23 protein-coding genes are annotated in these 25089 nt (G+C 52.8%); 9 read left to right on the top strand and 14 right to left on the bottom strand.

The features are described 5' to 3' along the window. Positions 1–18: 18 nt before the first annotated feature. From yhbY to spoVAC, 10 genes are all read right to left on the bottom strand, one after another. Positions 19–309 (bottom strand): ribosome assembly RNA-binding protein YhbY, encoded by a 291-nt coding sequence (yhbY, locus tag E6C60_RS06995; RefSeq protein ID WP_138225200.1) that lies wholly within the window; start codon positions 307–309, stop codon positions 19–21. Positions 310–370: 61 nt separating this feature from the next. Next, positions 371–1231 (bottom strand): shikimate dehydrogenase, encoded by an 861-nt coding sequence (gene aroE, locus E6C60_RS06990; protein ID WP_138225199.1) that lies wholly within the window; start codon positions 1229–1231, stop codon positions 371–373. A 48-nt stretch (positions 1232–1279) separates the two neighbouring features. Beyond that, the gene (gene yqeH, locus E6C60_RS06985; protein ID WP_138225198.1) at positions 1280–2407 is read right to left on the bottom strand and encodes a ribosome biogenesis GTPase YqeH; all 1128 of its coding nucleotides are present in this window, start codon (positions 2405–2407) and stop codon (positions 1280–1282) included. Continuing rightward, positions 2404–2931, bottom strand: coding sequence for a YqeG family HAD IIIA-type phosphatase (locus E6C60_RS06980; protein ID WP_138225197.1), 528 nt, complete (start codon positions 2929–2931; stop codon positions 2404–2406). The genes yqeH and E6C60_RS06980 overlap by 4 nt, the downstream gene beginning before the upstream one ends. A 182-nt stretch (positions 2932–3113) precedes the next feature. Beyond that, positions 3114–5348 carry a transglutaminase TgpA family protein gene (locus E6C60_RS06975; protein WP_138225196.1) on the bottom strand — a complete coding sequence of 745 codons (2235 nt, stop codon included), beginning with the start codon at positions 5346–5348 and terminating at the stop codon, positions 3114–3116. Then, complete coding sequence (locus tag E6C60_RS06970) at positions 5345–6592, bottom strand: DUF58 domain-containing protein (RefSeq protein WP_138225195.1); 1248 nt, start codon at positions 6590–6592, stop codon at positions 5345–5347. Before E6C60_RS06970 ends, E6C60_RS06975 begins: the two co-directional genes overlap by 4 nt. Before the next feature lie 3 nt (positions 6593–6595). Next, positions 6596–7552: an AAA family ATPase gene (locus tag E6C60_RS06965; protein WP_138225194.1), complete on the bottom strand. Its 957-nt coding sequence runs from the start codon at positions 7550–7552 to the stop codon at positions 6596–6598. Between the two features lie 195 nt (positions 7553–7747). Then, a complete protein-coding gene (spoVAE, locus tag E6C60_RS06960) occupies positions 7748–8098 on the bottom strand; it encodes a stage V sporulation protein AE (protein ID WP_138225193.1) in 351 nt (116 codons plus the stop codon). Between the two features lie 5 nt (positions 8099–8103). Continuing rightward, a complete protein-coding gene (gene spoVAD / locus E6C60_RS06955) occupies positions 8104–9117 on the bottom strand; it encodes a stage V sporulation protein AD (RefSeq protein ID WP_138225192.1) in 1014 nt (337 codons plus the stop codon). Positions 9118–9120: 3 nt separating this feature from the next. Beyond that, entirely contained in the window at positions 9121–9570 is a 450-nt protein-coding gene (gene spoVAC / locus E6C60_RS06950) for a stage V sporulation protein AC (RefSeq protein ID WP_138227673.1), read from the bottom strand. Positions 9571–10047: 477 nt separating this feature from the next. On the opposite strand from spoVAC, the gene E6C60_RS06945 reads away from it, so the two are divergent. Continuing rightward, complete coding sequence (locus tag E6C60_RS06945; RefSeq protein ID WP_138225191.1) at positions 10048–11121, top strand: M42 family metallopeptidase; 1074 nt, start codon at positions 10048–10050, stop codon at positions 11119–11121. A 478-nt stretch (positions 11122–11599) separates the two neighbouring features. On the opposite strand, the gene E6C60_RS06940 is transcribed toward E6C60_RS06945, so the two are convergent. Beyond that, the gene (locus E6C60_RS06940; protein WP_138225190.1) at positions 11600–12454 is read right to left on the bottom strand and encodes a phytanoyl-CoA dioxygenase family protein; all 855 of its coding nucleotides are present in this window, start codon (positions 12452–12454) and stop codon (positions 11600–11602) included. 134 nt (positions 12455–12588) lie between these two features. On the opposite strand from E6C60_RS06940, the gene E6C60_RS21500 reads away from it, so the two are divergent. The 7 genes from E6C60_RS21500 to E6C60_RS06905 all read left to right on the top strand — a co-directional run bounded on the left by E6C60_RS21500 (position 12589) and on the right by E6C60_RS06905 (position 21407). Further along, entirely contained in the window at positions 12589–13482 is an 894-nt protein-coding gene (locus tag E6C60_RS21500) for an AraC family transcriptional regulator (RefSeq protein WP_138225189.1), read from the top strand. Between the two features lie 60 nt (positions 13483–13542). Continuing rightward, positions 13543–14547 (top strand): LacI family DNA-binding transcriptional regulator, encoded by a 1005-nt coding sequence (locus tag E6C60_RS06930; protein WP_138225188.1) that lies wholly within the window; start codon positions 13543–13545, stop codon positions 14545–14547. A 166-nt stretch (positions 14548–14713) separates the two neighbouring features. Further along, positions 14714–16564, top strand: coding sequence for a cache domain-containing sensor histidine kinase (locus tag E6C60_RS06925; protein WP_175415238.1), 1851 nt, complete (start codon positions 14714–14716; stop codon positions 16562–16564). After that, on the top strand, positions 16530–18197 hold the full coding sequence (locus tag E6C60_RS06920) for a response regulator (RefSeq protein ID WP_175415237.1): 1668 nt from the start codon (positions 16530–16532) through the stop codon (positions 18195–18197). The genes E6C60_RS06925 and E6C60_RS06920 overlap by 35 nt, the downstream gene beginning before the upstream one ends. Before the next feature lie 93 nt (positions 18198–18290). Then, the gene (locus tag E6C60_RS06915) at positions 18291–19583 is read left to right on the top strand and encodes an ABC transporter substrate-binding protein (RefSeq protein WP_138225185.1); all 1293 of its coding nucleotides are present in this window, start codon (positions 18291–18293) and stop codon (positions 19581–19583) included. A gap of 93 nt (positions 19584–19676) precedes the next feature. Then, positions 19677–20558 (top strand): carbohydrate ABC transporter permease, encoded by an 882-nt coding sequence (locus E6C60_RS06910; protein WP_138225184.1) that lies wholly within the window; start codon positions 19677–19679, stop codon positions 20556–20558. A gap of 12 nt (positions 20559–20570) precedes the next feature. Beyond that, positions 20571–21407 carry a carbohydrate ABC transporter permease gene (locus E6C60_RS06905; protein ID WP_217496391.1) on the top strand — a complete coding sequence of 279 codons (837 nt, stop codon included), beginning with the start codon at positions 20571–20573 and terminating at the stop codon, positions 21405–21407. Between the two features lie 120 nt (positions 21408–21527). Here E6C60_RS06905 and E6C60_RS06900 read toward each other — a convergent pair whose 3' ends face one another. Further along, entirely contained in the window at positions 21528–21935 is a 408-nt protein-coding gene (locus E6C60_RS06900; protein WP_175415236.1) for a rhodanese-like domain-containing protein, read from the bottom strand. A 204-nt stretch (positions 21936–22139) separates the two neighbouring features. Between E6C60_RS06900 and E6C60_RS06895 the strand changes: the two genes are divergently transcribed. Beyond that, positions 22140–23120 (top strand): zinc-binding dehydrogenase, encoded by a 981-nt coding sequence (locus E6C60_RS06895; protein ID WP_138225182.1) that lies wholly within the window; start codon positions 22140–22142, stop codon positions 23118–23120. A gap of 76 nt (positions 23121–23196) precedes the next feature. On the opposite strand, the gene E6C60_RS06890 is transcribed toward E6C60_RS06895, so the two are convergent. Next, a complete protein-coding gene (locus tag E6C60_RS06890; RefSeq protein WP_138225181.1) occupies positions 23197–23739 on the bottom strand; it encodes a YdhK family protein in 543 nt (180 codons plus the stop codon). A gap of 262 nt (positions 23740–24001) precedes the next feature. Further along, complete coding sequence (locus E6C60_RS06885; protein WP_138225180.1) at positions 24002–24973, bottom strand: tRNA dihydrouridine synthase; 972 nt, start codon at positions 24971–24973, stop codon at positions 24002–24004. Between the last annotated feature and the right edge of the window lie 116 nt (positions 24974–25089).

Genomic DNA, 25089 nt, shown 5'->3' with positions numbered 1-25089 from the left:
CCTCCTCTTATTGTAGGGTCAAGGAAGCTCGATGGTCTTATGGTCCTTGGATTCCTTGTACAGCACAATCGTTTTGCCGATAACCTGTACGATGTCTGCATCGGTTCCTTCGGCAAGCTCCGCTGCGATATCACGCGGCTCCTCCATGCAGTTATTCAGCACCGACACCTTTAGCAGCTCTCTCTTCTCGATCGCTTCGTTGATGTGACGGATCAAGTGCTCATTGCTGCCTCCCTTGCCTACCTGAAATACCGGATCCAAATGGTGGGCGAGTGCCCGTAAATGTCTTTTTTGCTTTCCAGTCAACATGCTATCTCATTACTCCCTTATCCATTTCAAATGTGATGCTATTCTTGGCTGCTGCCAGCTCTCAGAAGCTGCCCAGTACAGCCTGCCTCATAACTTCTACCGGTGCGGGCAACCCCGTCCAGTACTCCAGAGCATACGCCCCCTGATAAACAAACATCCCGAGCCCGCTGTGGACCTTACAGCCCTTGGCTTCACTGACTTCCAGCAGCTTCGTCTTCAGCGGATTGTAGATGAGGTCGCTGACCACGATTCCTTCTGGAATCCAGTCGGCACGAATCGGCAGCTCATCTACATGCGGATGCATTCCGACAGAGGTCGTGTTGATGATGACTTCTGCAGAAGCCATCACTGTCTCCGACTCTGCCTCTCCGTACCCTTGGGCCGCGCTGCCAAGCCCGGCATCCTCAGCCAGCTGCACCGCTCTTGAAGCCGTACGGTTGATGATAGATATCCGGGCCGGTGATTCCAGAGAGAGCGCATGGACGATACCCCGCGCAGCTCCGCCCGCCCCCAATACGACGACATGCTTGCCGCTGAGGTGTGGAACAGCCTCCTCCTTCAGAGATCTCACATACCCGATACCATCGGTATTGTAGCCCTTCAGGCGGCCCTGATCATTCACGATGGTGTTGACCGCCCCGATCATTCTTGCGCTCTCATCAATCTCATCCAAGTACTTCATGACCTCAACCTTGTGCGGAATCGTCACATTCACTCCGCGAAAGCCGAGCGTCCGGATCGCCTCCATGGTCTGCTGCAGCTGCTCCGGCTTCACATGAAGCGGCACATAGTGACCCGCTGTCCCCAATGCCGCTAATGCCGCATTATGCATCGCCGGCGATTTGGAATGGGCGATCGGGTCCCCCAATACCCCCAGCAGTAAAGCCCCGCTGTATTGTTCCAGCTGTTCGCTCCCCGTCATTTCCCTTCTCCCCATTTCGTTAGCTTGAGCTTGTCCGTAAAGCCCTGCTTAAATCATAGACGGGCGTGTCAGTACTCTCACGCCTTTCGGCGCATGCACAGCAGTTAAAGCACCTTGATCCCCATTCACTTTGATCCAGCCCAGGCCCGAGATAAAGATATCCCAATTGGAGCCCTTCGGTATTCTCAGCTCATGACGCGTCCAGTCTGGCATGTGCTCCAGAGATTTCTTGGAGGGTGGTGAGAGCAGCTCGCCCGCATGATCTGCGTAAAGTGCATCTGCCCGCTCCAGCTTCGTACGGTGAATCTTCAAGCTTCCGCTGATAAAGGCAGTAAACGACTGGTGTGCTCCCTGAATGAAATCAAACCGGCACATTCCGCCGAAGAACAAGGTCTGTCCTTCATCCAGCTGATAGACCAGCGGCTTGAGCGGATTCTCTGGCATCACCACGCCCAAGTCCTCCCGAACCACCAACTCACTGAATCTCCATGGGTAAACGATTCCCGGAGTATCAATAATCGCACGTCCGTCATCCAGCGGAATATGAACCATATCCAGGGTCGTACCGGGATAACGGGAGGTGGTGAGCTCTTCATCGAGATCACTGTAATCGCGGATCAAACGATTGATCAGGGTCGATTTGCCGACATTGGTCGCGCCAACTACATATACGTCCCGGTCTCCCCGCGTTTCAGCGATCGTTTCCAGAAGCCGGTCAAAGCCCTGGTTCTTCTTGGCACTGCAGAGTACAATCTCGCTTGTCCGCAGCCCATGCTCCTTGCACTGTCGTTGCACCCAGTTGCGCAGCTTGTTCCAATTCGTCACTTTGGGCAGCAGGTCAATCTTGTTCACAGCCAGAATAACAGGGTTGTTGCCTACAAAGCGCTGCAAGCCCGATATCAGGCTGCCTTCAAAATCAAAAATATCCACGATATGAATGACAAGCGCCTCTTGATTACCGATTTGTCCCAGAAGCCGCAGAAATTCATCCTGGTCCACAGCGACCGCGGCCGCTTCGTTGTAGTTCTTAATTCGGAAGCAGCGCTGGCAAATGACCGGCTCCCGGCCGGCTGCCTTCTCTGGCAAATACCCCGGCTTGTCCTGTGATTCATGCTGAAGTGCAGCACCGCACCCCCTGCATTTCTTGATGTCTTGTCCGCCTGCCGGCTCAATCATTCCTTGTCCTCCTCTTTCCATAATCCCAGTCTGCGCAAACGGGTTAGCGCAATGCGCTCTACACGGCGATTGAAATAACGCGTAACCCATCCCTCATCATGCAGCGCAATCGGCAGCACCAAAATGGTGAATAAGCCCAGCCGGTTTCCGCCGTACACGTCTGTCAGCATCTGATCTCCGACCACGATCGTTTGATCCGCTGTCAGATTCATCATCTTCATCGCTTTACGGAAGGGCAGATTACTCGGCTTGCGGGCTTCATGCACATATTGAATATCCAGCGGAGTGGCAAATTTCGATACGCGCTCCAGCTGGTTATTGGATACGATAATTAATTGAAATCCGATTTCCTTCACCTTTTTGAACCATTCCAGCAGCTCCGGTGTCGCGAGAGGCGCCTTGGCTCCCACCAGGGTATTATCCAAATCCGTAATAATTCCTCGGTAGCCCTGCTCGTATAGCCCCTCCAGATCAATATCGAATACGGTACTGACTCTTTCCTTGGGAATAAGCATCTTAAACAATGGATTCACCTCAATTTCATAGGAAAAACTATACCATATTCCAGAAGCTTAGTCTAAATAAACAGCTCCTGGATTTAGGATAGCCCCATTCATGAATTTGCATCAGTTTTTTTGGGTTAAAGGCCCCGTCCTTCATGAAAAAGCCGCCCGCCGTTCCGTAAAAGGAAGGCGAACGGCAGCAATCATACGGTCTTTGCCTTTTTTATACCCTTTTTCAGCCGAACTGCATCTTCCTGAACAGCCCGCCACGCCTCCGGCTCCACCTGAACCGGGCTGTACCTCGCATGCTCAAAGCGGCGAAGCAGCGGCTCAAGCAGCGGCGTCAGCGCCGGCTGCTGCTCCCTCCACCGGAGCACGGATTCCCGGAGCGTTTCATTATGTCCCTGCTGCAGGCCCTTCCTGCGGACAGACCGGAGCCAGCGCTCCGTCTCTGCCACTACCTTATCCGCTGGAGTGAGCGGCTTGCCAGTCGACAGCCGGGCTCTCAGGAAACGGAAGCTCCAGCGTCTTCTCCAAATAACATAACCGAGCCACAGCAGCAGAACGATGCCAGCGGCAGTTCCAAGCAGCGCAGTCAAGCTGCCAGAGTCCTCTGAAGCCGAGGCTGCAGGAGCAGCAGCCTGCTCCTCTTCCTCCTCTTCTTCTGCAGGCGTCTCCTCTTCCGGCTCCTCTTCAGCAACAGGCTCTTGGGGCTCTGCCCCTGCCAGAATCGGCATCGTGAAGCCTGGCGTCGCTTCGACCGGAATCCAGCCGTATTCCCCGAAATAAATCTCCGCCCAGGAGTGGGCATCGGCATTGGTTACCGTATAGCTGCCCGAGGCTGTTCTGGTGCCATCCGGCGACATATACTGCTCATTCGGGACGTTGCCGGGAGCGTAGCCCTTCACCCATCGGGCGGGAATATCCAGAGAACGGGCCATCATGACCATCGAGGTGGAGAAATAATCACAATAGCCTTCCTGGATCTCAAACAAGAAGCTGTCTACAAAATCATCGCTGCGTTTGTTAGACAGATCCGGAGCATTCGTATAGGAGAATTCACTGCTTTGCAAATATTGCTGCAGCAGCAATACCTTCTCATACGGGGTGTCTCCGTTCTGTGTCACTTCCTCGGCCAGCCCGCGGACCCGGTCCGGGAAATCGGAAGGGATCTGGTAATAGCTCACATCCATCGGAGCATTAGCATACAGCTCATCTGCGGATTTCTCCTTCAGCTCCTCCCACGAAATCATCGGAATCTCCGAGGTAACGGTATACTGCTTCGGATAGGCGGGCTGTCTGGACTCGGATGTGAAATGAAGCTCAGCGCCCTCCCTCTTCCAGCGGAGCTCACTGTCTTGTGGCAGCTCCACCTCATCGACGCGGGACATGGAGTACGCTCCGAACAGAACCGGATAAACCTCATCATTCAGCATCGTTACGCTCTGCTCCACCGTTGTGGACGGCACGCTGCCCTGTCCTTCTGATGGAAGCTGCTGACCGGGATCAATCGACTGGCTCCCGCGAGTTCTCTGTCTGTTAGTCCAGCCTGTACCGGAGTAGGTAGAGCGGGTCTCGCCGCGCCAATAGCTTCGCTCCTCCGAGGCAATCGACATAACCGGAGAATAGTCGAAGTTAAAGCCGCCTCCCAGGTTGTTATCCTCCCGCCCATAGCCGGAGGTGCTCTCTCCCCCCGGATTCAGCAGGGTTCCAAGGCCCCCGAGGCCGCCAGAACCGCTGGAAAGAGGCATACCTCTCCATTCTCTCCAGGCCGTATAAGGGTCTGTTAACGAGGGCTGAACCGTCGGCATATTAACGCCGGCAAATATAATCAGCGAGAAGATGACCAGAATGTTACCCAATATTTTCAGCGGATTTCTTCGCAGAAGTGCCCAGCCCTGCGGAAAACGGCGGCGAAACCGGTTGAAATGCTCGGTCACCAGCCAAGCCATCCCGATACCGGCAACCCAAGCCGTTTCCTTCCACAGCTCCGTGGCGGTGAAGGAATCCAGAATACCAAAGGCCACAATATTCAGGCCGACGACCAGTAAAACCTTGCGCTTGCTGTTCACCCATACCGCTATAAAGTTAAAGATCGCCCAGGCCGCAAGCGCAAACCATATATAAGGAAGCACATGCTGGTACTGATCATCTCGGAAGATCTCACCCAGTCGGTCAGGGACCGGAATACTGTAGCTGGACAGCGTCTGGAAGACGGCATACACAATAAGTGCCAGCTGCAGCGGTACCCGAATGATTCGCTTGAGGAATACCATCGCCTCAATGACGGCTGTAATAGCTAACGCTGTCATGATGCCAGCGGTAGTCTCTTCAAACAGCAGCGGCTCCGTGAAAGACACCCATTGCTGCAGCAGCAGCCAAATCCATAAGAGCTTGAGGATATGGAGCAGCCAGGAGGAATGATGCTTATGTGTCATGATGCCCTCCCTCCTAACGCAAGCGGCAGCTCTTCCAGAGAAGAGACTGTGTATAGCAGCAGTCCTCGGGATTGCAGATAAGAAGTGTAATCTCCGGGCTCTGCAGACTTCTCTGCAGCTGCAATCTTCAACAAACACGGATTCATGCCACGGTTCTCCGCCCATCGGATACATGACACCGCTTCTTCTCCTACTTCCGGAGTAATGATCAGCAGCAGGCAGCCTTTGGGAAGCTCACGCCCTGACCTTTCCAGCGAGGACAGCAGGCTCTCCTTCCGGTCAGCATCTACATCGACCAGATGCTGCAGCATGGACATCCGCTCCCCTTGGGACGTGCTGGGCATAAACAGCTTGTTCTCCTTGCCTGCGGTAAACAATCCGATGCCGGCCTGCTCCCGAGCGCCGGATTCCAGCAAAGATGCTGCCGCAGACACCGCCGTTTCAAACTGTGCGGTGCTGCGGTACCCCTGGGCTTTGCAGTCCAGGAGGATCAGGGTCTGCGGAAAAGATTCATGCTCAAACTCCTTCGATTTCCAGGAGCCGGTCTTCGCTGTAGCGTTCCAGTGAATCCGGGAAATCCGGTCACCGTACACATAATCACGAACTCCATTAATTTGTGTTGTTTCCCGCCGGGAGGCTGCGGTGGTTGTCTGAGCCCCGCCGCCGCGAACATTGCGAAGCTGACGCTGCCATCCCAATAGCGGAATCGTTCTCGGGAGTACGCGGAAGGAGGTGTTCAGCTCGAAGCCTCCGCGATGCTCCATCAGTCCGAAGATATCCTCACTAACGCACTCTGTACGCTGAAAGGTATAGTGGCCACGCTCCAGAGCAGGTGTCTGGAACAGCAGTTCTCCCGTGCCGCGCAGGTTCGGGATTACACTTTCCTCAAAGGACCAGGAATCCCCGTTATGCCGCTTTAGTACCTCCCGCACAATCAAATACGGCATGGGCAGCAGGCCCGGAACGGTAACCTGAATGCTGACCTGAACCTGCTCCCCGGCATGAAGCACACCCTCCTGCTGGTCTGACGCCGTTACCGTTCGAGCCGCTTTGACCCGGTTGACTCCCCCCATGCCAAAGCCGATCAGATAGATGGCCAGCAGGCTGACCATGGAGAAGAGCATAAGCGAGGTTTTGCCGCCTTGAAAAAGAACATATAGCAGCACCATGCACCAAACAGTAAGGATCGCTGCGAGATTTCCCGGCTTGATGCCTTTCATGGACATGGATCGTTGATGGCGCATGGCCTATCTCCCCATCTGAACCGGCACTTTGACCTGCCGCAGAATAAATTCCAGTACGGACAGCGTCGTCGTCTTATCCAGCCGGGCTTCCGGACGCAGCATGATCCGGTGGGACAGCACATATGGCGCAAGAATTTTCACATCATCGGGTAGCACATAATCTCTCTCCTGCAAAAAAGCGTAGGCCTTCACGGCATTCATGAAGGAGATCGTCGCCCGAGGGCTCGCCCCCAGCAGAACTGCCGGATGCTCCCGCGTCGATCTGGTAATGCCGAGCAGGTAGTCCGCAACCGGCTCTCCAAGAAACACATCCTGGATTTCGCGCTGTATGGAAGCGATGGTCTCCATGGAGGTGACCGGCTGCAGCTTGTCCGTCATCTGACCGTGACGGGAGCGGAAGAGCAGCTCCTTCTCGGTATTGGCATCGGGATACCCCAGGCTAAGCTTCAGCATGAAGCGGTCCAGCTGGGCCTCCGGCAGCATGTAGGTGCCTTCGAAGTCAATCGGATTCTGTGTCGCACAAAGCATAAAGGGATGCGGCAGCTCATGCGTCTCGCCATCCACCGTTACACTTCGCTCCTCCATGACCTCCAGCAGCGCAGACTGCGTCTTCGTGGTCGCCCGGTTGATTTCGTCAGCCAGCAAAATATGAGTCATGACAGGACCCGGACGGAAGTAAAACTGCTCGTCCCGGGGATGAAACACAGAAACTCCGGTAATATCACTCGGCAAAATGTCGGGGTTACATTGAATCCGGCGGTAATCCCCCTGCATCGTTCGGGCAAGAGCCTTGATCAGCTGGGTTTTCCCGGTTCCCGGTACATCCTCTATCAATACGTGTCCGCCGGCAAGCATGGCGGTAAGCAGCAGCTGAATTTCAAACTCCTTACCGAGCAGGCACGATTCCAGGTTGGATCGCACGGATGAGATGATGCGGATCGATTCTTGGCTTACGGGCATGTATGATAAACCTCCTGTTAGGGAATAAATAGTTGATTTACAACTATTGTACATGATCCCGGGCGCAGAGTACATTCGCCCCCTTGGACCCGCCCTTTTTTTCTGCCGTAGCCCCTCCTACAAACAACAAGAAGCACGGCAGTGACCGGAGAATGCCTCCGATTCCGCCATGCTTCTATTGGAATAGTTATGGACTTAGCCCTTTGGCCGGACAAACAGCGCCGCCAGAAACGAGAATATAATGGCTGACGAAATACCGGCACTCGTCACCTCGAAAATACCCGTGACAACACCAATCCAGCCATCCCGCTCCAGCTCGGTGAGCGCCCCATGAACCAGAGCGTTTCCGAAGCTTGTAATAGGAACTGAGGCTCCCGCCCCCGCGAATTTAACCAAAGGATCGTACAGTCCAAAGGCTTCAACAACCGCACCCGACACCACCAGGGTACTCATCGTATGGGCGGGGGTCAGCTTGGCTCCGTCCATGAGCAGCTGTCCAATGACACAAATCAGGCCCCCGATCAGAAATGCCCAGAGAAACTGCATGGTCTTTAACCTCCCATCTCCAGTGATACGGCATGTGCAATGCAGGGGATGCTTTCTCCCTGCTGATATGAAATCGGCGACAGCAGTGCTCCCGTGGCGACAACCAGCACCTTCTGCAGCTTCCCGCTGTTCATTTGCTTCAAAATATGACCGTAGGTCACAACAGCAGAGCAACCGCAGCCACTTCCGCCCGCCAGGGCGTATTTCTGCTTGTCGCGGTCGTAAATCATGAGGCCGCAGTCCATGAAGTTCGTTTGATCCATGGCGATGCCCTCCTGCAGCAGCAGCTCCCGGGTAATAGGATGCCCGACGGAAGCCAGGTCTCCTGTGACGATCAAATCGTAATAATCCGGGGTGCGCCCGGTGTCCTTCAGGTGCGCCGAGATCGTGTCGGCCGCTGCCGGGGCCATGGCCGTGCCCATGTTAAAAGGGTCCTTGACACCCAGGTCCATGACCTTGCCAATGGTGGCATGTGTAACGCGCGGTCCCTTCCCTTGGTTCGTGACGACAGAGCACCCTGCACCTGTTACGGTGTACTGGGCGTACGGCGGCTTCTGCGAGCCGTATTCCGTCGGATACCGGAACTGCTTCTCTACGGTACAGTTATGGCTGGCGGTCCCTGCCATCGCATACCGGGCTGCGCCGGAATCCACCAGAAGCGAGGCCACCGCCAGACTCTCCATGGAGGTTGAGCAGGCCCCGAACACGCCGAGATAAGGAACGCCCATCTGGCGGGCAGCAAAGGAGCTGCTAATAATCTGATTCATCAGATCTCCCCCGACATAGAACTGCAGCTGCTCCTCCTGAATCCCCGCAAGCTCCAGTGCTTTTCGGGCCGCATCCTCCAGAAGGCGGCGTTCGCCCTTCTCCCAGGTTTTTTCATTAATTTCAAGGTTGTCGTAGATGAAGTCAAAATCCTCGGCAAGCGGTCCCTCGCCCTCTTCCGGGCCGACAATGGAGGAGGACCCAATAATGACAGGCCGATGCTCATACTCCCAGGTTTGTCCGTTAACCTTCATACGTCACTGGCCTCCTCCGGCACCCAGCAGGGCATATATAATTCCGATCACAAAAGCAGCCACCGTACCGAACACAATGACCGAGCCCGCGAGCTTGAACATGCTGGCTCCTACCCCCAGCACCAGCCCCTCTGCTCGATGCTCAAGCGCGGCAGAGCACATGGAGTTGGCAAAGCCGGTGACCGGAACAGCCGTCCCCGCCCCTGCCCATTGAGCAATCTTGTCGTACACCCCGAAGGAGGTCAAAATGACAGAGATCAGGATCATGACCGCTACGGTCGGGTTAGAGGCTTCTTTCGTGCTCATATCAAAAAACGTCATAAAAAACTGCTGAATGGCTTGTCCGATAATGCAGATGAAGCCGCCGACAACAAAGGCCTTCAGGCAGTTTTTCATAATCTGACCCGGCGGCTGATGCTTCTGAGCGACCGCTTTGTATTCCTCTGCACTCATGGAGCTGACCTTGGAGCCGGTATTAGAGCTGGACTTGGAGTCTGGCAATGTAAAAGCACCTCCGCTGTGAATTCAAACCTAAATCTGTGCCGGTTATATTCCGGCGCTGTTAATAACATTATGGATTGTAAAGACTTGCTTTATGTTTGGGTAAATCATCCATGCCGCGGCGGCATCGCTGCAGCCGCCGCGGATAAGGACATTATAAGAGAAGCACGATGACCAGCAGCACAAACAGCAGCAGGATCATAAGCCTGCTCTGCCAAAGCCGCCGGCATGGATCACGCTCCCAAGGCCGGCATCTCATTGCTCTCCCTCCCTGTGCCCTAGAGGATATGAAATTAAGATATGGTATTCAGTGCTGCATGGATATGTACCTGACTGCAAGGAGAGCTATGTGCGTGGACTTTTGTGCCGGAACAGCGCATACTAAAGAGTGCAATATTAAAATTTACAGCGAACAAAGGAGTTTATAGCATGAAACAATCAACCCTGGATCTGCTCCGCACCTTAACAGAATTTCCGGCTGCTCCCGGCTTTGAGCGTGACCTCCGTGCCTTGGTCAAGGAGAAGCTGTCCCCGTACACTGACGAATTTGTCCAGGACCGGCTTGGCAGCATCTTTGGCGTGCTGCGCGGCAAGAAGAAGGGTCCAAAGGTCATGGTTGCCGGACATATGGATGAGGTCGGGTTTATGGTTACTGGCATTACAGAAGCGGGTATGGTGAAATTCCAGCCGCTGGGCGGCTGGTGGAGCCAGACTGTACTGGCCCAGCGCCTGCAGATTATAACCAAGCAGGGGCCGGTCGTCGGGGTTGTCGGCTCTGTACCGACTCATCTGCTGGATGATGCCCAGCGCAGCAAGCCTGTGGACATGAAGAGTATGTATATTGATATTGGCGCTGATAACAAGAGTGAGGCGGAAGCCTTCGGAATTACACCGGGACAGCAGATTCTTCCGATCTGTGATTTCACACCACTGGCCAACCCTAAAAAAATCATGGCCAAGGCCTGGGACAACCGGTACGGCGTTGGGCTTGCCATTGAGCTGGTTGAGGCTCTTCATGGCGAAGAGCTTCCAAATACACTGTATGCCGGAGCCACTGTTCAGGAAGAGCTGGGCCTGCGGGGTGCACGGACCTCAGCGAACCTGATTCAGCCTGACGTCTTCTTTGGGCTGGATGCCAGCGCGGCCAATGATATGACCGGTGACAAGAGCCAGTTTGGTCAACTGGGCCAGGGTGCCCTGCTGCGTATTTTTGATCCTACCATGCTGACACATCGCGGGATGGTAGAGTATGTACAGGACACAGCAGACACTCACCGGATCAAGTACCAGTACTTCGTATCTCCCGGCGGAACGGATGCGGGCCAGGTCCATCTCAGCGGCATCGGTGTTCCTTCTACCATTATTGGCATCTGCTCCCGCTACATTCACACCTCCTCCTCCATCATCCATACCGATGACTACGAGGCGGCCAAGGAACTGCTGATCAAGCTCGTTAAAGGATTAGACGAGACGACGCTGAACACCATTCTCGAACGCTCCTGACCATATAAAAGGCTGGGCACCTGATTCATCGGCGCCCAGCCTTTTGATTTATATTTTGGCATAAAAAAAGAGCCTCCTGACGGTCTGAGAGGGGGTGTTTCTCACCGACAGGCAGGCCAGGACGAAAATCAACAATAGAAAGCTGCAGAGCAGACACGCCTGAGACTGGGGAATTGCGGGTTTAGCCCTGCAACAAATGAGTCCCACCATTTAACCGCTGAATAAACCAGCAATTCACCATTGACTGTCGGCAGCCTGCTCCAGCATCTTCTGTGTTAGTATCATTAACACAGATTCGGGTAGATGGGAGTGGCCCTCACTTATCTTTCGTCCTTGATGATCATTATATGCAGAGATCCAGCAAATATCAACGCATTCATGTTATTTAATTTAACATAATACTTTTAAAAGTCAGATTATTTGACACATACATAACACAAACCTAGCGAAAGAAGACCGCAGCTGAAGGATTGGATCATCAATTTCCCTTTGAAGCATCGAACATGACCGGCCATGCGTCACCCTCAAACCGCTCGCCTTCTCGGCCCTGCATCATCTGGGCGTTAAAATGGTGATCCCCTTTCGGGCTGTAACGGTAGGTGGTGTCTCCGGTCATCATATGCACCGCCATGGATTTACGCGGCGAGGAGGAATTATTGGCTCCGCTCCCGTGAATCGTGAGCGCGTGATGGAAGCTGACCTGACCCGCTTTCATGATCATCGGCACCGGAGCAAACCTCTCGTTCTCCGGAATCTCCATCTCCTCTTCCTGCTTCTCCATATTCTGCTCAAAAAAATCATTAATGTTCAGCATGCCCCACTTGTGGCTGCGAGGAACCATCTGCAGGCTTCCATTCGATAAGTCTGTATCTTGAAACGCAACCCAGGCCGTGATAAGCGTCGGCTCACTGCAGCACTGCCAGTATACATAATCCTGATGCCAGCCTACATTCACGGACTCTTTTCCCGTTCCCCGGCCCGGCTTGTACAGCAGCTGATCATGGAACAGCCGGATCTGATCCGCCTTCATCAACCGACCGGCGATGGACCCGATGACAGGATCGGTAGCGAGCTTGCGCAGCGTCAGGTCAGCCCAATGGCTGTTGTCTGTCTTGCGCAGTGCCCCGGGACGGTCACGCCCCTCAATCCAATTCGACGCCGGCTCCCTTCCGGTTTCATATTCCCCACGATACAAACGGTCCTGGTGCTCCATCATTTCTTTCAATTCTTCATCCGAGAAAATAACCGGTGACAGCCAGTACCCGTTCTCTTCAAAAAAAGAAATATCCTGTTCCTTTGGCAGTACATCCTCCAGCACGTTCCGTGTGTTCATAAGATCACGCTCCTGTCGTTACTTGGTTTGTTTTTTAAATCTAGGTCTATCATATTGAACAATGACCGACTTGTATTTAGAATAGAGACGTGTAAATTTAAACTTGCTGATCATGTGATGAAGGAGAAGGGGGAATGAATGTGAAGGGGCCTACCTTACAGCATCCCAAGCCGGCGGTCCGCCAGATGCTGCAGAGTGATACAGAATACCGTCTGGAGCTGCCGTACGGCACTGAAAGCCTCATTTACTATATTGGCATCAATCACAAGCAGAACTGGCATACGGCTGTGCATTCTCATGATCATTACGAGCTGTGCTATGTAGTCCGTGGAAGCAGCTCTTACATTATCGACAACACGCTGTATCGGATGGACCACGGTGAGTTTTTGATCACCAAGCCGGGAGAAGCACACTATGGTCTTGCCGAAGAGCAGTCGCCCTTTACTCTTTATTATTTAGGATTTAAGCCGTCCCTGCTCCCCGCGCTCCAGCGCGAGCTGATTCATCTTGGGCCTGGCCGGGTCGCAAAGGATGCCACCGGCAGCATGAGAGCTCTCTTTGAGCAATTGTTTACGGAAATGAAAGAGCCGCAGCTGCTCGATCGAGAAATGGCCGGCGCCCTGCTGCAGCAGCTGCTAATTATCCTGCTGCGTTTATGCCGGAATCCGGACCCGGCGACCGGCATTTCTCAGCCGGGTCCCCTGCACCCTGCAGTCATTCAAACGCTTGACTACCTGCATGCGGAAATACGCTATGACCACTCCCCTGAGGAGCTTGCTACACAGTTTAATATTAGCCGCTCCCACTTATCCCGGGAGTTCCGGCAGGCAGCCGGTATGCCGCTGGCCTCTTATATCCGGCTGCTCTGCCTGGACAAAGCAAGGCATGAGCTGCTGCACTCTACCAAGCCGGTGACGGAAATTGCGGAGGAGCTGTGTTTTTCGTCCATTCATACGTTCAGTATTTTTTTCAAGCGGTTTACCGGTTTGTCCCCTTCAGAGTTTCGAAGAAAACAGGGGTCTACGTAGTGCCGCTGCTATATCGCCATGACATGAAAGCATCATCATTAAAGCTTGACGGAGGTTGTTATGCGCAGCAAAATCACAATTCAAAACATTGCAGACCATTTAGGCCTGTCCAAATATGCAGTGTCCCGGGCGCTTTCCGGCAAATCGGGGGTCAGCCCCCAGACTCGGGATCTTATTATTCAGACCGCAGAGCACATGGGCTACCGGACGGCTTCGATGCGGACGCCGGTTCCCGCCAGGCCTGCCACAGATCAGGCTCTGCCTGCTGGCGGAACCGTACTGGTGCTGTTTCCGAACCTGAGGCACCAGAACGATGAATCACCGTACTGGGGTCCGCTGTTTGAAGGGCTGTCTGCAGCTCTGCAGGCGAAATCAATCCGGGTGTTGACCTTGACCGATGTAAGCGGTGATTCTCTGGACTCCCTGCTCCACCCGAAAGCGATCACGGGAGTCATCACGATTGGCAACATCTCCACCTCCGCGCTGCGGGAGGTTCAGCGCTTTCACCTTCCTCTGGTTATGGTAGATCATGTGGATCCGCACATTTCGTGTGATCATATCTTTACAGACAATTGGTCCGCGATGGAGACCCTCGTGAGAGGCATGACAGAAAGAGGCTACACCTCATTTCAATTCATCGGCTTCTCCTCTGAAGCGCAGAGCTACCGGGAACGCTGGCTAAGCTTTCGCACGACAGTGGAGGAGCTGGGGCTGAAGCAGGAACAGATCCCGGAGCTGCTCTCCGCAGATTTGTCATCATTCCCTCAGCTGCTGGAGGAGGTATTCCGTCAGCACGAACTGCCCGAGGTGCTCGTATGCGTGAATGATTTCTACGCTGCTTATACCCTGGATGCACTGCGCAGCCTCTCCATGGAGGGACTGGAGGAATGCGTCTTTACCGGCTTTGATCAAACTCACGCTTTTCCGGCTTTGAAGGCAACCGTCCGGGTGGATCAGGAAACCCTCGGCCAGAGAGCCGTTGACCAGCTGCTATGGCGTATCCAGCATCCGGCGGCACAGCCGGAGAAGCGCCTGATTCAAGGACAGGTCATCTTCAGATCCTGATCCGCTGGCAGAAAGGGAGCACAGACCTCATGACGACGCAGCTGCCTGCTGGTATAGAGCAGCTGCGAATGACTTTGGCCTGTTATTCCGCTTATCCTTGATTACGCTTACAATTAAGTGGATGCTGTCTTCATCAGGCTGCTTGAAGAAAGTGAGGCTCTCCCTAATGAGATTATATAAAAAAGCCCTGCAGCTCCGGCAATGGTTTAGCAATCGGAAAATACGGACCAAAATTATGCTGGTCTATCTTCCCCTGCTGCTGCTCCCGCTCCTGATCGTCGGTTATACTGCCAATACGATCTACTCCAGTGCCATCATCAGCAAGTCAACCCAGAGCTTTACGCAAAATTCAGCATTGACGATCAGTCGAATTGACGGCATGCTTCGCAATACCGCCAGCGCCGCCAACATGCTGGCCTTAAACCTGAACCGGGTGCTGGAGGAGGGGCGGAAATCGGGCCAGAATGAGCTGGGACGTTACAACGCGATTAACACGCAGCTAAGCCTCGCGCTGCTCGTATTTCCAGATGTAGACTCCATCGTATTTATTGATGCCGGAGGCAAGGTGTATGGGACCCATCCGGAGCTGGAGCATCGCAGCCTCAGCATCCAGAGCCAGGATGCATACCGCAGCGTCATGAAGACGAACGGCGTTAACTTCTGGCTGCCCATGCAGCGCCGGGAATATTTGACGACCGATCCGGATGCCGCCCTGCTTACCCTGGGCAAGAAAATTATTAACATTCAGACCGGCGATTCTCTCGGTCTGCTCTTTCTTCTCATTCGCGAGGAGCAGCTGTCCGAGGTGCTGCAGAAGCTGAACGCCGAGCCGTCTGGACGCTATTTCATCTCGGATGGACAGGGCAAGGTAATTTCTGCTTCAGATCCGCAGCTTCTGCTCACCGTAATCCCGGAGGACGAAATCCGCTCCTGGGTAAGCTCAACTCCCCAGGGGGCCAGCACACGAATGATAGAGGGTGAGCGCTCTCTGCTCGCCGCCAGCAGCTTTCCGGAGCTGGGATGGAAGCTGGTCAGCATCACGCCCCTGCAAGCTCTGACCAATGGACTGGAGCAGCTGCAATGGACACTGCTGGCGGTCGCGGCACTCTGCAGCCTCTTCGCCCTCCTCGGAGCTGGCTTCCTGTCCAAAATCATTGCCAGGCCGATCGTGGAGCTGGCCCGCAGCATGAAAGGATTTCAGGAGGGGCATCTGGATGTCCAGCTGGAGGTCAAGTCACGCGATGAGCTTGGCTACTTTGTCCTCGGCTTTAATCAAATGCGGCGCCGGATCAAGGAGCTTCTGCGCAATGTGATGCAGGAGCAGAAGAAAAAGCGTGAAGTGGAGCTGGCACTGATTCAGGCCCAGATCAAGCCGCATTTTTTGTACAATACTCTGGATGTGATTTATGCCCTTTCCCAGATGAACCGGATGAGAGAGGTGCAGTATACAACCAAGGCGCTGGCGGACTTCTACCGTGCTGCGCTGAGTCAGGGCCGGGAGGTCATTACGCTGGAGGAGGAAATCCGCATTGTTCGGGATTACCTGGCTATTCAGCATGTGCGCTACCGGGACGTATTCACTTATGAGATCGAGATCAGTCCGGAATGCTATCAGGTTCCGATTCTGAAGCTGACTATCCAGCCGCTGGTTGAGAATGCCATATATCATGGACTTAAAGAAAAGGAAGGCGGCGGACACCTTCATATCCGGTGTGATCTGAATGGAGACGTCATCCAGATCGACGTAGAGGATAATGGCAAAGGCATGCCGGCAGACCAAGCAGAGCGGCTTCTGTATCCTGCCGCCGCCGCTTCTCCTCCCGCTGCAGGCAAGGGGTCCTCCTACGGACTGAGAAATGTCAATGATCGCATTCGGCTGTTCTTCGGACCGGCGTACGGCCTGCAAATTCAAAGCCAGCCAGACTCGGGAACCACGGTCCGCATCTCACTGCCCCAAGCATGGAATCCTGTCACAGAAGGGAATGAACCGTTTGATCAAGCTGATGGTCGTGGATGATGAACAGATTTTTCGAGATTATTTGTGCACCTTGCTGCCCTGGGAGGACTATGGGATGACGATTGCCGCGGTTGCCAAGAACGGCCAGGACGCCTTGACCCAGGCGGAGTCCTCCATGCCGGACATTGCTCTGATCGATATCAGCATGCCGTTTATGGATGGCCTGCAGCTCAGCGAGGCACTGAAGCAGCGCAGTCCCCACGTCGCTATTGTCCTCGTAACAGGGCATAATGAATTCGAATATGCGAGAAGAGCACTGAAGCTGGGCGTGCAGGATTATATCCTGAAGCCCTTTTCCAAAGAAGAGCTGCTGCTGACACTCCTGCACATTCAAGAGGATATTCTCAAGGTCCAGGAGGATAAAGAGACGCATCAGTCCAGCCGGCGCATGCGGCGCGAGGTGGATCTGAACCGGCTCGTTAGCGGTGAGCTCGCAGACCCTGAGGCCCGGCTGAGTGAGATCCTGCGGGAGCAGGGTGCCGTCCCTGAGAGCGGCCGCTTCCTGACGGCCTGCATCGAGATTGACAATATGAACGCCCGATGGCGCCAGATCAGTGACCGGGAGCTGTGGAAGTTCGCGGTGATGAATATTTTGAGCGAGACGATGGCGTTCTCCGGCAATCATATCGTCTTTAACGGACCGGAAGGGCGAATCGTATGTATCTTTGAAGTCGGCAGCGGTGACGGAGGACTAGGCTCTCTTGGTCTCTCCTTCCCTGCCCCGCCGCCGGCAGACTATGTCGAGGGCTGTGAGAAGCTGAAGTTTCTCATCCGCAAGTATTTGAAATTTACAGTTACGATCGGCGTGGGCAGGCTGCACCAAGGACCTGCCGAGATTTCCCTTTCCTACAAAGAGGCGCTGCTCGCGCTGCAGCATAAATTTGTGCTGGGGTATGACCAGGTTATCAATTACAGCACCCATGCCGCGGTCGCCGGCAAGTCCCCGGTCGGCTTGCTGACGCCGAGCATGCACGAGGCGCTGCTGGTCAGTATGCGTGCGGGAAACTGGGAGGAGGTTCAGGATCAGCTGGAGGGGATTTTTGAGAAGCTGGAGTCGGCGCAGATGACGATCGATTACGTGTTTGTCATTTGCATGAGCCTGGTCTCCTTGTGCCTGTCCTGCGTCTCCGAGAATGGACATCCCATTGAGGACTGCTTCGGTGAAGATTTTTACCCATACAGCGACATCGTAACGAAGCCCAATATGGAAGAAGCCAAGCTATGGATCATCGGCCTGTTTCACAAGGCGAACCAGTATATGCAGCTGCACCGCAAGACCAAATCGGGCAAAATTGCCGAAGCCGCCAAGCTTTTTATTGATCAGCATTACACCGACCCGGACCTGAAGGTAGAGCATATTGCAGCCAGTGTGTACATTAACTCCAGCTATCTGCGGGCACTGTTTAAGAAAACGCATGGTATGACGGTGACGGATTATATTTTGCAAAAACGAATGCAGCATGCCGCCTCTCTCCTGACAAGCGACCGGGCACTCCGGCTGTCTGACATTGCAGAGGAAATCGGATACCATGATCCCGCTTATTTCAGCAGAACCTTTAAGAAATACTTCGGCTATTCACCGAGCGAATATGAAAATCTGCCGCATTCGAAATCCTCCTACATGCGCGAATAATCCAAATTGCAAGCGTTTAGTGCATTAATTCAGCGGCCGGGGCCCGGTATACTAAAGGCATAAACAGATCACAGTCTATGGGAGGTCTTGGTCATGAAAAAAAGCTTGGCCGTACTTTTAAGCTCCGTTCTCGTATTCGGATTAACTGCCTGCGGCAGTGACTCCAAGGAAAGCGCCGGTACGCCGGAGGCGGGCGGACAGGAGCAGACAACCACACTTCGCATCTACGCCCAATACTCGGATGAAGACACCAAGGGATATTACGATTATGCTGCTGCCGAGCTGGCCAAGGAGATGCCTAACGTCAAGCTGGAGCTGGAGGTTCAGGCCCAGGACGATGGACAGAAGCTGAAGTCCTATGCAGCCACAGGCAATCTTCCGGACATTTTCAATGCCGGTCAGGATCAGATCAATCTGTTCCGCAAATCCAACAATATCCTTCAGCTTGATGACTATGCGGAGAAGATGAAATTCAAGGACAACATGCAGCCGAGCGCCATGAACACGCTGTACGCGGATGACGAGCATATTTATGCCTTCCCTTATGCGGGCAACGAGTTCGTGCTCATTTATTACAACAAGGAGCTGTTTGAGCAAAACGGCGTGGCGATCCCGACTACAAAAGCGGAGCTGCTGACAGCCATCGAGGCCTTCCAGGCTAAAGGCATTACGCCGATGTCGATTTTTGCCAAGGAGAAGTGGATCACTACGGCACTGTATGATATTTTTGCAACTCGCTATGATCCAAGAGGGATTAAAGGTCTTGACAGCGGGGAGACGAAGCCAAGCGACGAAGCCTATGGAAAGGCAGCCCAGGATGTGATCGACCTCGTCGCTGCAGGACTGCTGCCGAAGGGCGCAACGAACCTGAATTATGATCAGGCCGCAGCACTGTTTCATGAGGGTAAGGCAGCCATGTTCGTCAACGGACAATGGGAGATTGAGGCTTCCACCAAGGCTCTTGGCGACAAGGCCGGCTACCTGTACTACCCGGCGCCGGATCAGGCCATGTATGAGCAGAACAAGCTGGCCTTCAGCGGCGGCGGAAGCCCGGGCGGCTTCGCTGTCTCGGCCAACACGAAGCATAAGGATCTTGCCGCCGAGGTTGCGAGCTTTATGGCACTGAAATATGCGGAGTTCAAGTACACCCAGAAGGGCAGCCCGATTGTAGCCACCAAGGTTGACATGGAGCCGGCCAAGGCGTTTGACCCGATGATGGTTACGCTGTCCGAGGACATTCCCAACATTACAAGCACAACCGCGTTTGCCTGGGGCCTCTCCAATGCCAAGTTCAAGGCAGCGATTGAGGATGCCAGCCAGAGCCTGCTGATGGATGGTTATTCGGCACAGCAATTTGTGTCTGACCTCGAAAGCGCTCTGAAATAATTACAGTCGACCTGAAGCATGTACACACCGGTCAGGTGAGAAGGCCGGTGTGTATTTTTTTCGCCAGATTGAACGCCAGAGGAGTGAGCCTGCATGAATAAATTTCTCGGAAACAAGACCGCCATCCTGCTCTTCATCTCTCCCGCCCTGCTACTGTTTACGGTGCTCGTCTTTTGGCCGATCCTGCAGGTGTTTTACCGGAGCCTGTTTGAATGGGATGGCCTCACGGAAGGAACCTTCATCTTTCTGGACAACTACAAGCGGATGTTTGAGGACAGCCTCTTCTATACCTCGCTGTACAACGGCCTGATCTTTGCACTTATTCTAACCGTGCTGCAGATCAGCATCGGCACCGTGCTGGCGCTGACCATCTCGGATGGCCTGATCAAGGGCCGCAAGCTGCTGCGGATCAGCTTTTTTATTCCGGTTGTTCTGTCGATCACGGTCGTCTGTCAGCTTTGGCTCGCTATTTACAACGGAGAGTATGGACTGATAAACAAAATATTTGAAGCCCTCGGTCTGTCCTACCGCCAGGACTGGCTTAGCAACAGCAAAACGGCCATTTTTGCCATCGCCATGGTGAACGCCTGGCAGTATATGGGCTATCATTTCGCCCTGCTGCTGGCCGCCGCACGCTCCATTCCAGAGCAATATATGGAGGCAGCCAAGATTGACGGTGCCGAACGCTGGACCGCACACTGGAAAATTACGATTCCGCTGATGGCGGAGACGTATAAATTTTGTCTGGTCCTCGCGATTACCGGTGGTTTGAATGCGTTTGCAAATATGTACATTATGACCGGGGGAGGCCCTGGCACCAGTACCTATACCTTGACCTATATGATGTACCGTTCAGCATTCCGCGTTGGCGAGTTCGGCTACGGCAGCGCGTCGGCTGCGTTTCTCGTCATTGAATGCCTGATTGTGACCTTTGCTATCAACCGGCTCGTTGCCCGGGAACGGATTGTGTACTAGGAGGATGAACATATGTGGATGAACTTCAGGCGTAAACAACCGTTACTGCAAATTTTTCTCTGGCTGTATGCCCTCATTTCACTGTATCCCTTGATCTGGATGGTGTTTTATTCCTTCAAGGACAACAATGAGATCTTTGTGACGAATCCGTTCGGCTTCCCCCGGACGCTGCGGTTTGAAAATTACGTGTCTGCCATGACCGAGTTCAATGTTCCGCGCTATTTCCTGAACAGTGTGTGGGTATCTGTCATCACCGTCATCGGAACCATTGCTGTCGCCCTGCTGTTTGCTTATGCCGTCGCCCGAATGCGATTTCGCGGCAAAACGCTGGCTCAAATGTATATCGTGATCGGCATGTTTGTGCCGGTTCAGGTCATTATGATCCCACTCGCGATCCTCGTGCGTGATTTTCATCTGACCAATACGTATGGATCGATTATTCTGCCTTATATTGCGTTTAATGTTTCCTTCTCTACTCTCGTATTTTATGGTTTCTTCCGCAGTATTCCCTTTGATCTGGAAGAGGCGGCATGCATTGACGGCGCAAATATATACCAGACCTTTTCCCGGATTATGATACCCGTTGTCAAGCCGGCGATTGCCACGATGGTGATCTTTGTCTTTCTGGCAGCATGGAACGAGTTCCCGATTGCACTGATGCTCATTTCCGATGAGGATCTTAAGACGCTCCCGCTCGGCTTGCTATTCTTTCAAGGACAGTTCACTACCGACTGGGGCGCGATGGGAGCAGCCATGACCGTCGCTTCTCTTCCAACGGTGCTGGTCTACATTCTGTTTAGCGAACAGGTCGAGAAAGCCATGACGGTCGGCTCTGCTGTCAAGGGTTAAACAACGGCTGAAGCCAGGACAGGATGCGTATATCAGGCATAGACACCCATAAACCGTAGACCTGTCGCTTCACTGCGGCTGTGTCTACGGTTTATTCGTGGATGCCTGCTTCCGGCTGATTTATGAGATGCATGCGCCCATGCCAGCTCGGCGCTGCTCCTGACTCCGACCGGCAGCATGCTCCCTGCATACAAAGGCTGCCAGCTCGGTATAGCCCGACTTCTTCAATATTCTTGCTGCTTTCCTGATATGATAAGCTGAAGAAGAGACGATCACAAGCTGCTCTCCTGGCACCAGCTCATTCATGCTGACGTAAGGGAGCCTGCCGATGTAAATGTTAATCGCCCCTGGTAGATGTCCCTTCTCGAAGTCGGTTGCGTCTCGAATATCTAAGATCTGTATTTGCCGACTTTCCTTGATGTGAAGCAGCTGCTCCTCGCCCAGAAATCTCAGCCCTTTCACAGGCCCCAAGCGATGCTGGAGCAGGAAAAGCACGAGGCCGAGCAGTAAAAATGCTTGCCAGAACACTAGATCTCCTCCCTTCGTCTGTATTCGTATTTTGTGTATGCTATGGATCACGCCCTATTTTATACCCTGCAGGGTATAAAATCAACTATACGAGGATGGGCACTTCCAAGTGCCTTCTTCCGGGAAGCTTTCATCTTCTTTATAATAAGTGTGCTTCGTTATATCTTCATTCTAATCTTATTTTTTGCCGAAGGAGGACATGCAATGAAAGCTTTGCTGCTACAAGGACCCGGAGAGGTCAGTCAGATGAGAGTTGGAGAAGCGGTTAAACCATCTCCCCAGCCAGGTGAAGTACTGGTTCGTATTATGGCTACCGCGCTAAATCCCGTCGATTATAAAACAGGAAATCAAGGCAATCCGCACTGGAGCTATCCGCATATTCTTGGACTGGATTCTGCCGGCATCGTGGAGGAGATCGGGGCCGGCGTGAACCATATTTCGGTTGGCGATCGGGTCGTTTGTCACCTTGATCTAACTCAAAAGGGCGGATATGCTGAATACGGCGTTACCTCAGCACATACGGTTTCTGTCATTCCGGAAGGCATTTCATTTCAGGATGCGGCCGCACTTCCTTGTGCCGGCTATACCGCTTACCAGGCGTTGTTCCACAAAATGCATGTGTCTTCAGGACAGAATATCCTGATCCATGCCGGAGCCGGCGGTGTCGGCGGCTTTGCTATTCAGCTGGCTAAAGCAGCCGGGCTAACCGTGCTAACGACCGCTTCTGCGCCCAAGCATGAGTATGTACAGTCGCTCGGAGCCGATTACGCCATCGACTATCAGCAGGAGGATTTCGTTCAGCGGACGCTGGAAATTACAGACGGCCTTGGCGTTCATTATGTCCTTGATACGGTCGGCCGTGACAATGCCACCCGCTCCTTAAAGGCGCTCGCCTTCAATGGACAGATATCCTTTATTGCCGGACCGCCTTCAATCAATGAGGCGATCTCGTTTGCTCATCCCTTATCCTTCCATTCTATTGCGCTCGGCAGCGTTCATGCTTCCGGCAATCTCGCCGAGCAGCGCAAGCTTGCCCAGATGGGAGATCATATGCTTTCCATGCTGCAAGAGGGCAAGATCACCTCTACCCTCTCCAGCACCATTACCCTGGACGAGGTCCCTGCTGCTCTAACCGACATCGCGACAAGGCATGTCACAGGCAAGATCGTAGCGATGCTGGGGTAACGGCGAAGCTGACAAGAGTCCTGCCATGTAAGCAGGGCTCTTTCTCAGCTTGACCGAATAGTTGATGAGCTGTCTTTTATAATGGAGATAGTTCATTTTCTGTGACCCATTGATGGTTCTTAACCATGGCCCCACCTGTAGTCGGCAGGAAATCAATCATATACACCGTCGTCGAGTGAGCAGAATCCACCGTTGCTTTGGCACCCTTCATTCCAGGCATATGGTCGGCCGTTAAAACTACCGTTGTTCCCGCCTTCAAAGGATCTGAACCTGCATCTTGAATCTCTTCATGAATCACCCATTTGTGGTTCGTTACCTCGTCTCCTCCTGCCACAGGAGTGTAAGACACAGTATAAACAACCGTCTCATATGCACCTGCCACCGTCGCTTTGGCCCCCTTCATCCCGGGCATATGCTCGTCCCGGATCATCACTTGACTGCCTGCTTGAAACATTGGATTTGCTGCTTCTTTTAACCCTTCAGGAACTTCGCCAGTCGTTGAATGACTAGCATGATCTTCGTGCTGCGTGGACCCTGCCGGGTGCGAAGTCTCTTCCCCACATCCGACTAGAGCCACCATCAGCACCGAAGTAAAGAAGCATGTCTTGAGCCATTTCATCTTTATTATCCTCACTCCTTTTTTCTGTATAGCATACCCCCTTATGGTATATCATATGGAGTGAGAATATACCAGCAGGAATGTAAGGTTGGATTACGATTATCTCTTAAGATCGGGTCGTTTGATATTCGACGAGGATATAAAAAATGCCCTTCCAATGTTACATTGGACAGAGCATTCATATCGTTTGTTCATCTCCTATCTTCCTTGTCGCTACGTACAACGGGCTCGTCGTCAACCGGCAAGGTGTGCACCCTTGCAATTATTCAACATAATCATTTGTAAAGCTGCGTAACACTTGACGCACTTCATCTGTTGACTTCGTTTGCATGAGCTCATCTTTCAACGCATCTGCCTTATCAAATCCATGAATATATATTTTGAAGAAACGAAGTAAATGAACAAATGGTCTCGGCTCTAGTTCTGTTGCATATTGATCATATAAATCAATGTGGTATTTTAATAGCTCTATTTTTTCGTCCCTGCTATGCTCTCTAGGCGTCTTCTCAAAAGCAAATGGATCTTTAAATATACCTCTACCGATCATAACTCCATCAAATCCGTATTGTTCTGCCAGCATCAAGCCTGTTTTTCGATCAGCTATGTCTCCATTAATCGTTAATAATGTATGGGGTGCAATCTGATCACGAAGCTGTTTAATTTCAGGAATCAGCTCCCAATGAGCAGGCACCTTGCTCATTTCTTTCTTGGTTCGTAGATGAATAGAAAGATTTGCAATATCTTGTCGCAAAATATGGGATAACCACTCACGCCACTCCTCCACATGAGTATAGCCAAGTCTAGTTTTTACACTTACAGGTAATCCACCTGCTTTAGTAGCTTGTATAATATCTGCTGCAAGCTCAGGCTGTAAGATCAGCCCGCTGCCCTTAGCTTTAGCTGCGACGTTATGAGCAGGACAACCCATATTAATATCAATGCCTTTAAATCCGAGCTTCGCTAAACCTATACTCATTTCCCTAAAATGATCAGGGTTATTTCCCCAAATATGTGCTACCATAGGCTGTTCTTCTTCTGTGAAATATAATCTCCCACGCTCACTATATATAGCATCTGGATTACAGTAGCCTTCAGTACTTGTAAACTCAGTGAAAAAAACATCAGGTCTACCCGCTCGACTCACAACCTGACGAAACACCACATTCGTGACATCTTCCATAGGAGCAAGTACAAAAAACGGTTTAGGTAACTCTTTCCAAAAATTTTCAATCAACGCTCATTCCATTCCTCTCATCTGCATACGATCACCGCTAGAACAAACAACATTATAACATATTTCATCATGCCATTATTAAGTTTGCCGGCAACTTATGACCTGGGTCTGGTACT

Source organism: Paenibacillus algicola, assembly GCF_005577435.1.
Lineage (GTDB): Bacteria > Bacillota > Bacilli > Paenibacillales > Paenibacillaceae > Paenibacillus_AQ > Paenibacillus_AQ algicola.
Note: the sequence above shows the minus strand (reverse complement) of the source record. Positions and strands in the feature narration are given on the sequence as shown.

Excerpts from the sequence above, each read along its gene's own strand:
- yhbY (WP_138225200.1), bottom strand. The coding sequence starts at position 309 with ATGTTGACTGGAAAGCAAAAAAGACATTTACGGGCACTCGCCCACCAT.
- aroE (WP_138225199.1), bottom strand. The coding sequence starts at position 1,231 with ATGACGGGGAGCGAACAGCTGGAACAATACAGCGGGGCTTTACTGCTG.
- yqeH (WP_138225198.1), bottom strand. The coding sequence starts at position 2,407 with ATGATTGAGCCGGCAGGCGGACAAGACATCAAGAAATGCAGGGGGTGC.
- E6C60_RS06975 (WP_138225196.1), bottom strand. The coding sequence starts at position 5,348 with ATGACACATAAGCATCATTCCTCCTGGCTGCTCCATATCCTCAAGCTC.
- E6C60_RS06970 (WP_138225195.1), bottom strand. The coding sequence starts at position 6,592 with ATGCGCCATCAACGATCCATGTCCATGAAAGGCATCAAGCCGGGAAAT.
- E6C60_RS06965 (WP_138225194.1), bottom strand. The coding sequence starts at position 7,552 with ATGCCCGTAAGCCAAGAATCGATCCGCATCATCTCATCCGTGCGATCC.
- spoVAE (WP_138225193.1), bottom strand. The coding sequence starts at position 8,098 with ATGCAGTTTCTCTGGGCATTTCTGATCGGGGGCCTGATTTGTGTCATT.
- spoVAD (WP_138225192.1), bottom strand. The coding sequence starts at position 9,117 with ATGAAGGTTAACGGACAAACCTGGGAGTATGAGCATCGGCCTGTCATT.
- spoVAC (WP_138227673.1), bottom strand. The coding sequence starts at position 9,570 with ATGAGTGCAGAGGAATACAAAGCGGTCGCTCAGAAGCATCAGCCGCCG.
- E6C60_RS06945 (WP_138225191.1), top strand. The coding sequence starts at position 10,048 with ATGAAACAATCAACCCTGGATCTGCTCCGCACCTTAACAGAATTTCCG.
- E6C60_RS06940 (WP_138225190.1), bottom strand. The coding sequence starts at position 12,454 with ATGAACACACGGAACGTGCTGGAGGATGTACTGCCAAAGGAACAGGAT.
- E6C60_RS21500 (WP_138225189.1), top strand. The coding sequence starts at position 12,589 with ATGAATGTGAAGGGGCCTACCTTACAGCATCCCAAGCCGGCGGTCCGC.
- E6C60_RS06930 (WP_138225188.1), top strand. The coding sequence starts at position 13,543 with ATGCGCAGCAAAATCACAATTCAAAACATTGCAGACCATTTAGGCCTG.
- E6C60_RS06925 (WP_175415238.1), top strand. The coding sequence starts at position 14,714 with ATGAGATTATATAAAAAAGCCCTGCAGCTCCGGCAATGGTTTAGCAAT.
- E6C60_RS06920 (WP_175415237.1), top strand. The coding sequence starts at position 16,530 with ATGAACCGTTTGATCAAGCTGATGGTCGTGGATGATGAACAGATTTTT.
- E6C60_RS06915 (WP_138225185.1), top strand. The coding sequence starts at position 18,291 with ATGAAAAAAAGCTTGGCCGTACTTTTAAGCTCCGTTCTCGTATTCGGA.
- E6C60_RS06910 (WP_138225184.1), top strand. The coding sequence starts at position 19,677 with ATGAATAAATTTCTCGGAAACAAGACCGCCATCCTGCTCTTCATCTCT.
- E6C60_RS06905 (WP_217496391.1), top strand. The coding sequence starts at position 20,571 with ATGTGGATGAACTTCAGGCGTAAACAACCGTTACTGCAAATTTTTCTC.
- E6C60_RS06895 (WP_138225182.1), top strand. The coding sequence starts at position 22,140 with ATGAAAGCTTTGCTGCTACAAGGACCCGGAGAGGTCAGTCAGATGAGA.
- E6C60_RS06890 (WP_138225181.1), bottom strand. The coding sequence starts at position 23,739 with ATGAAATGGCTCAAGACATGCTTCTTTACTTCGGTGCTGATGGTGGCT.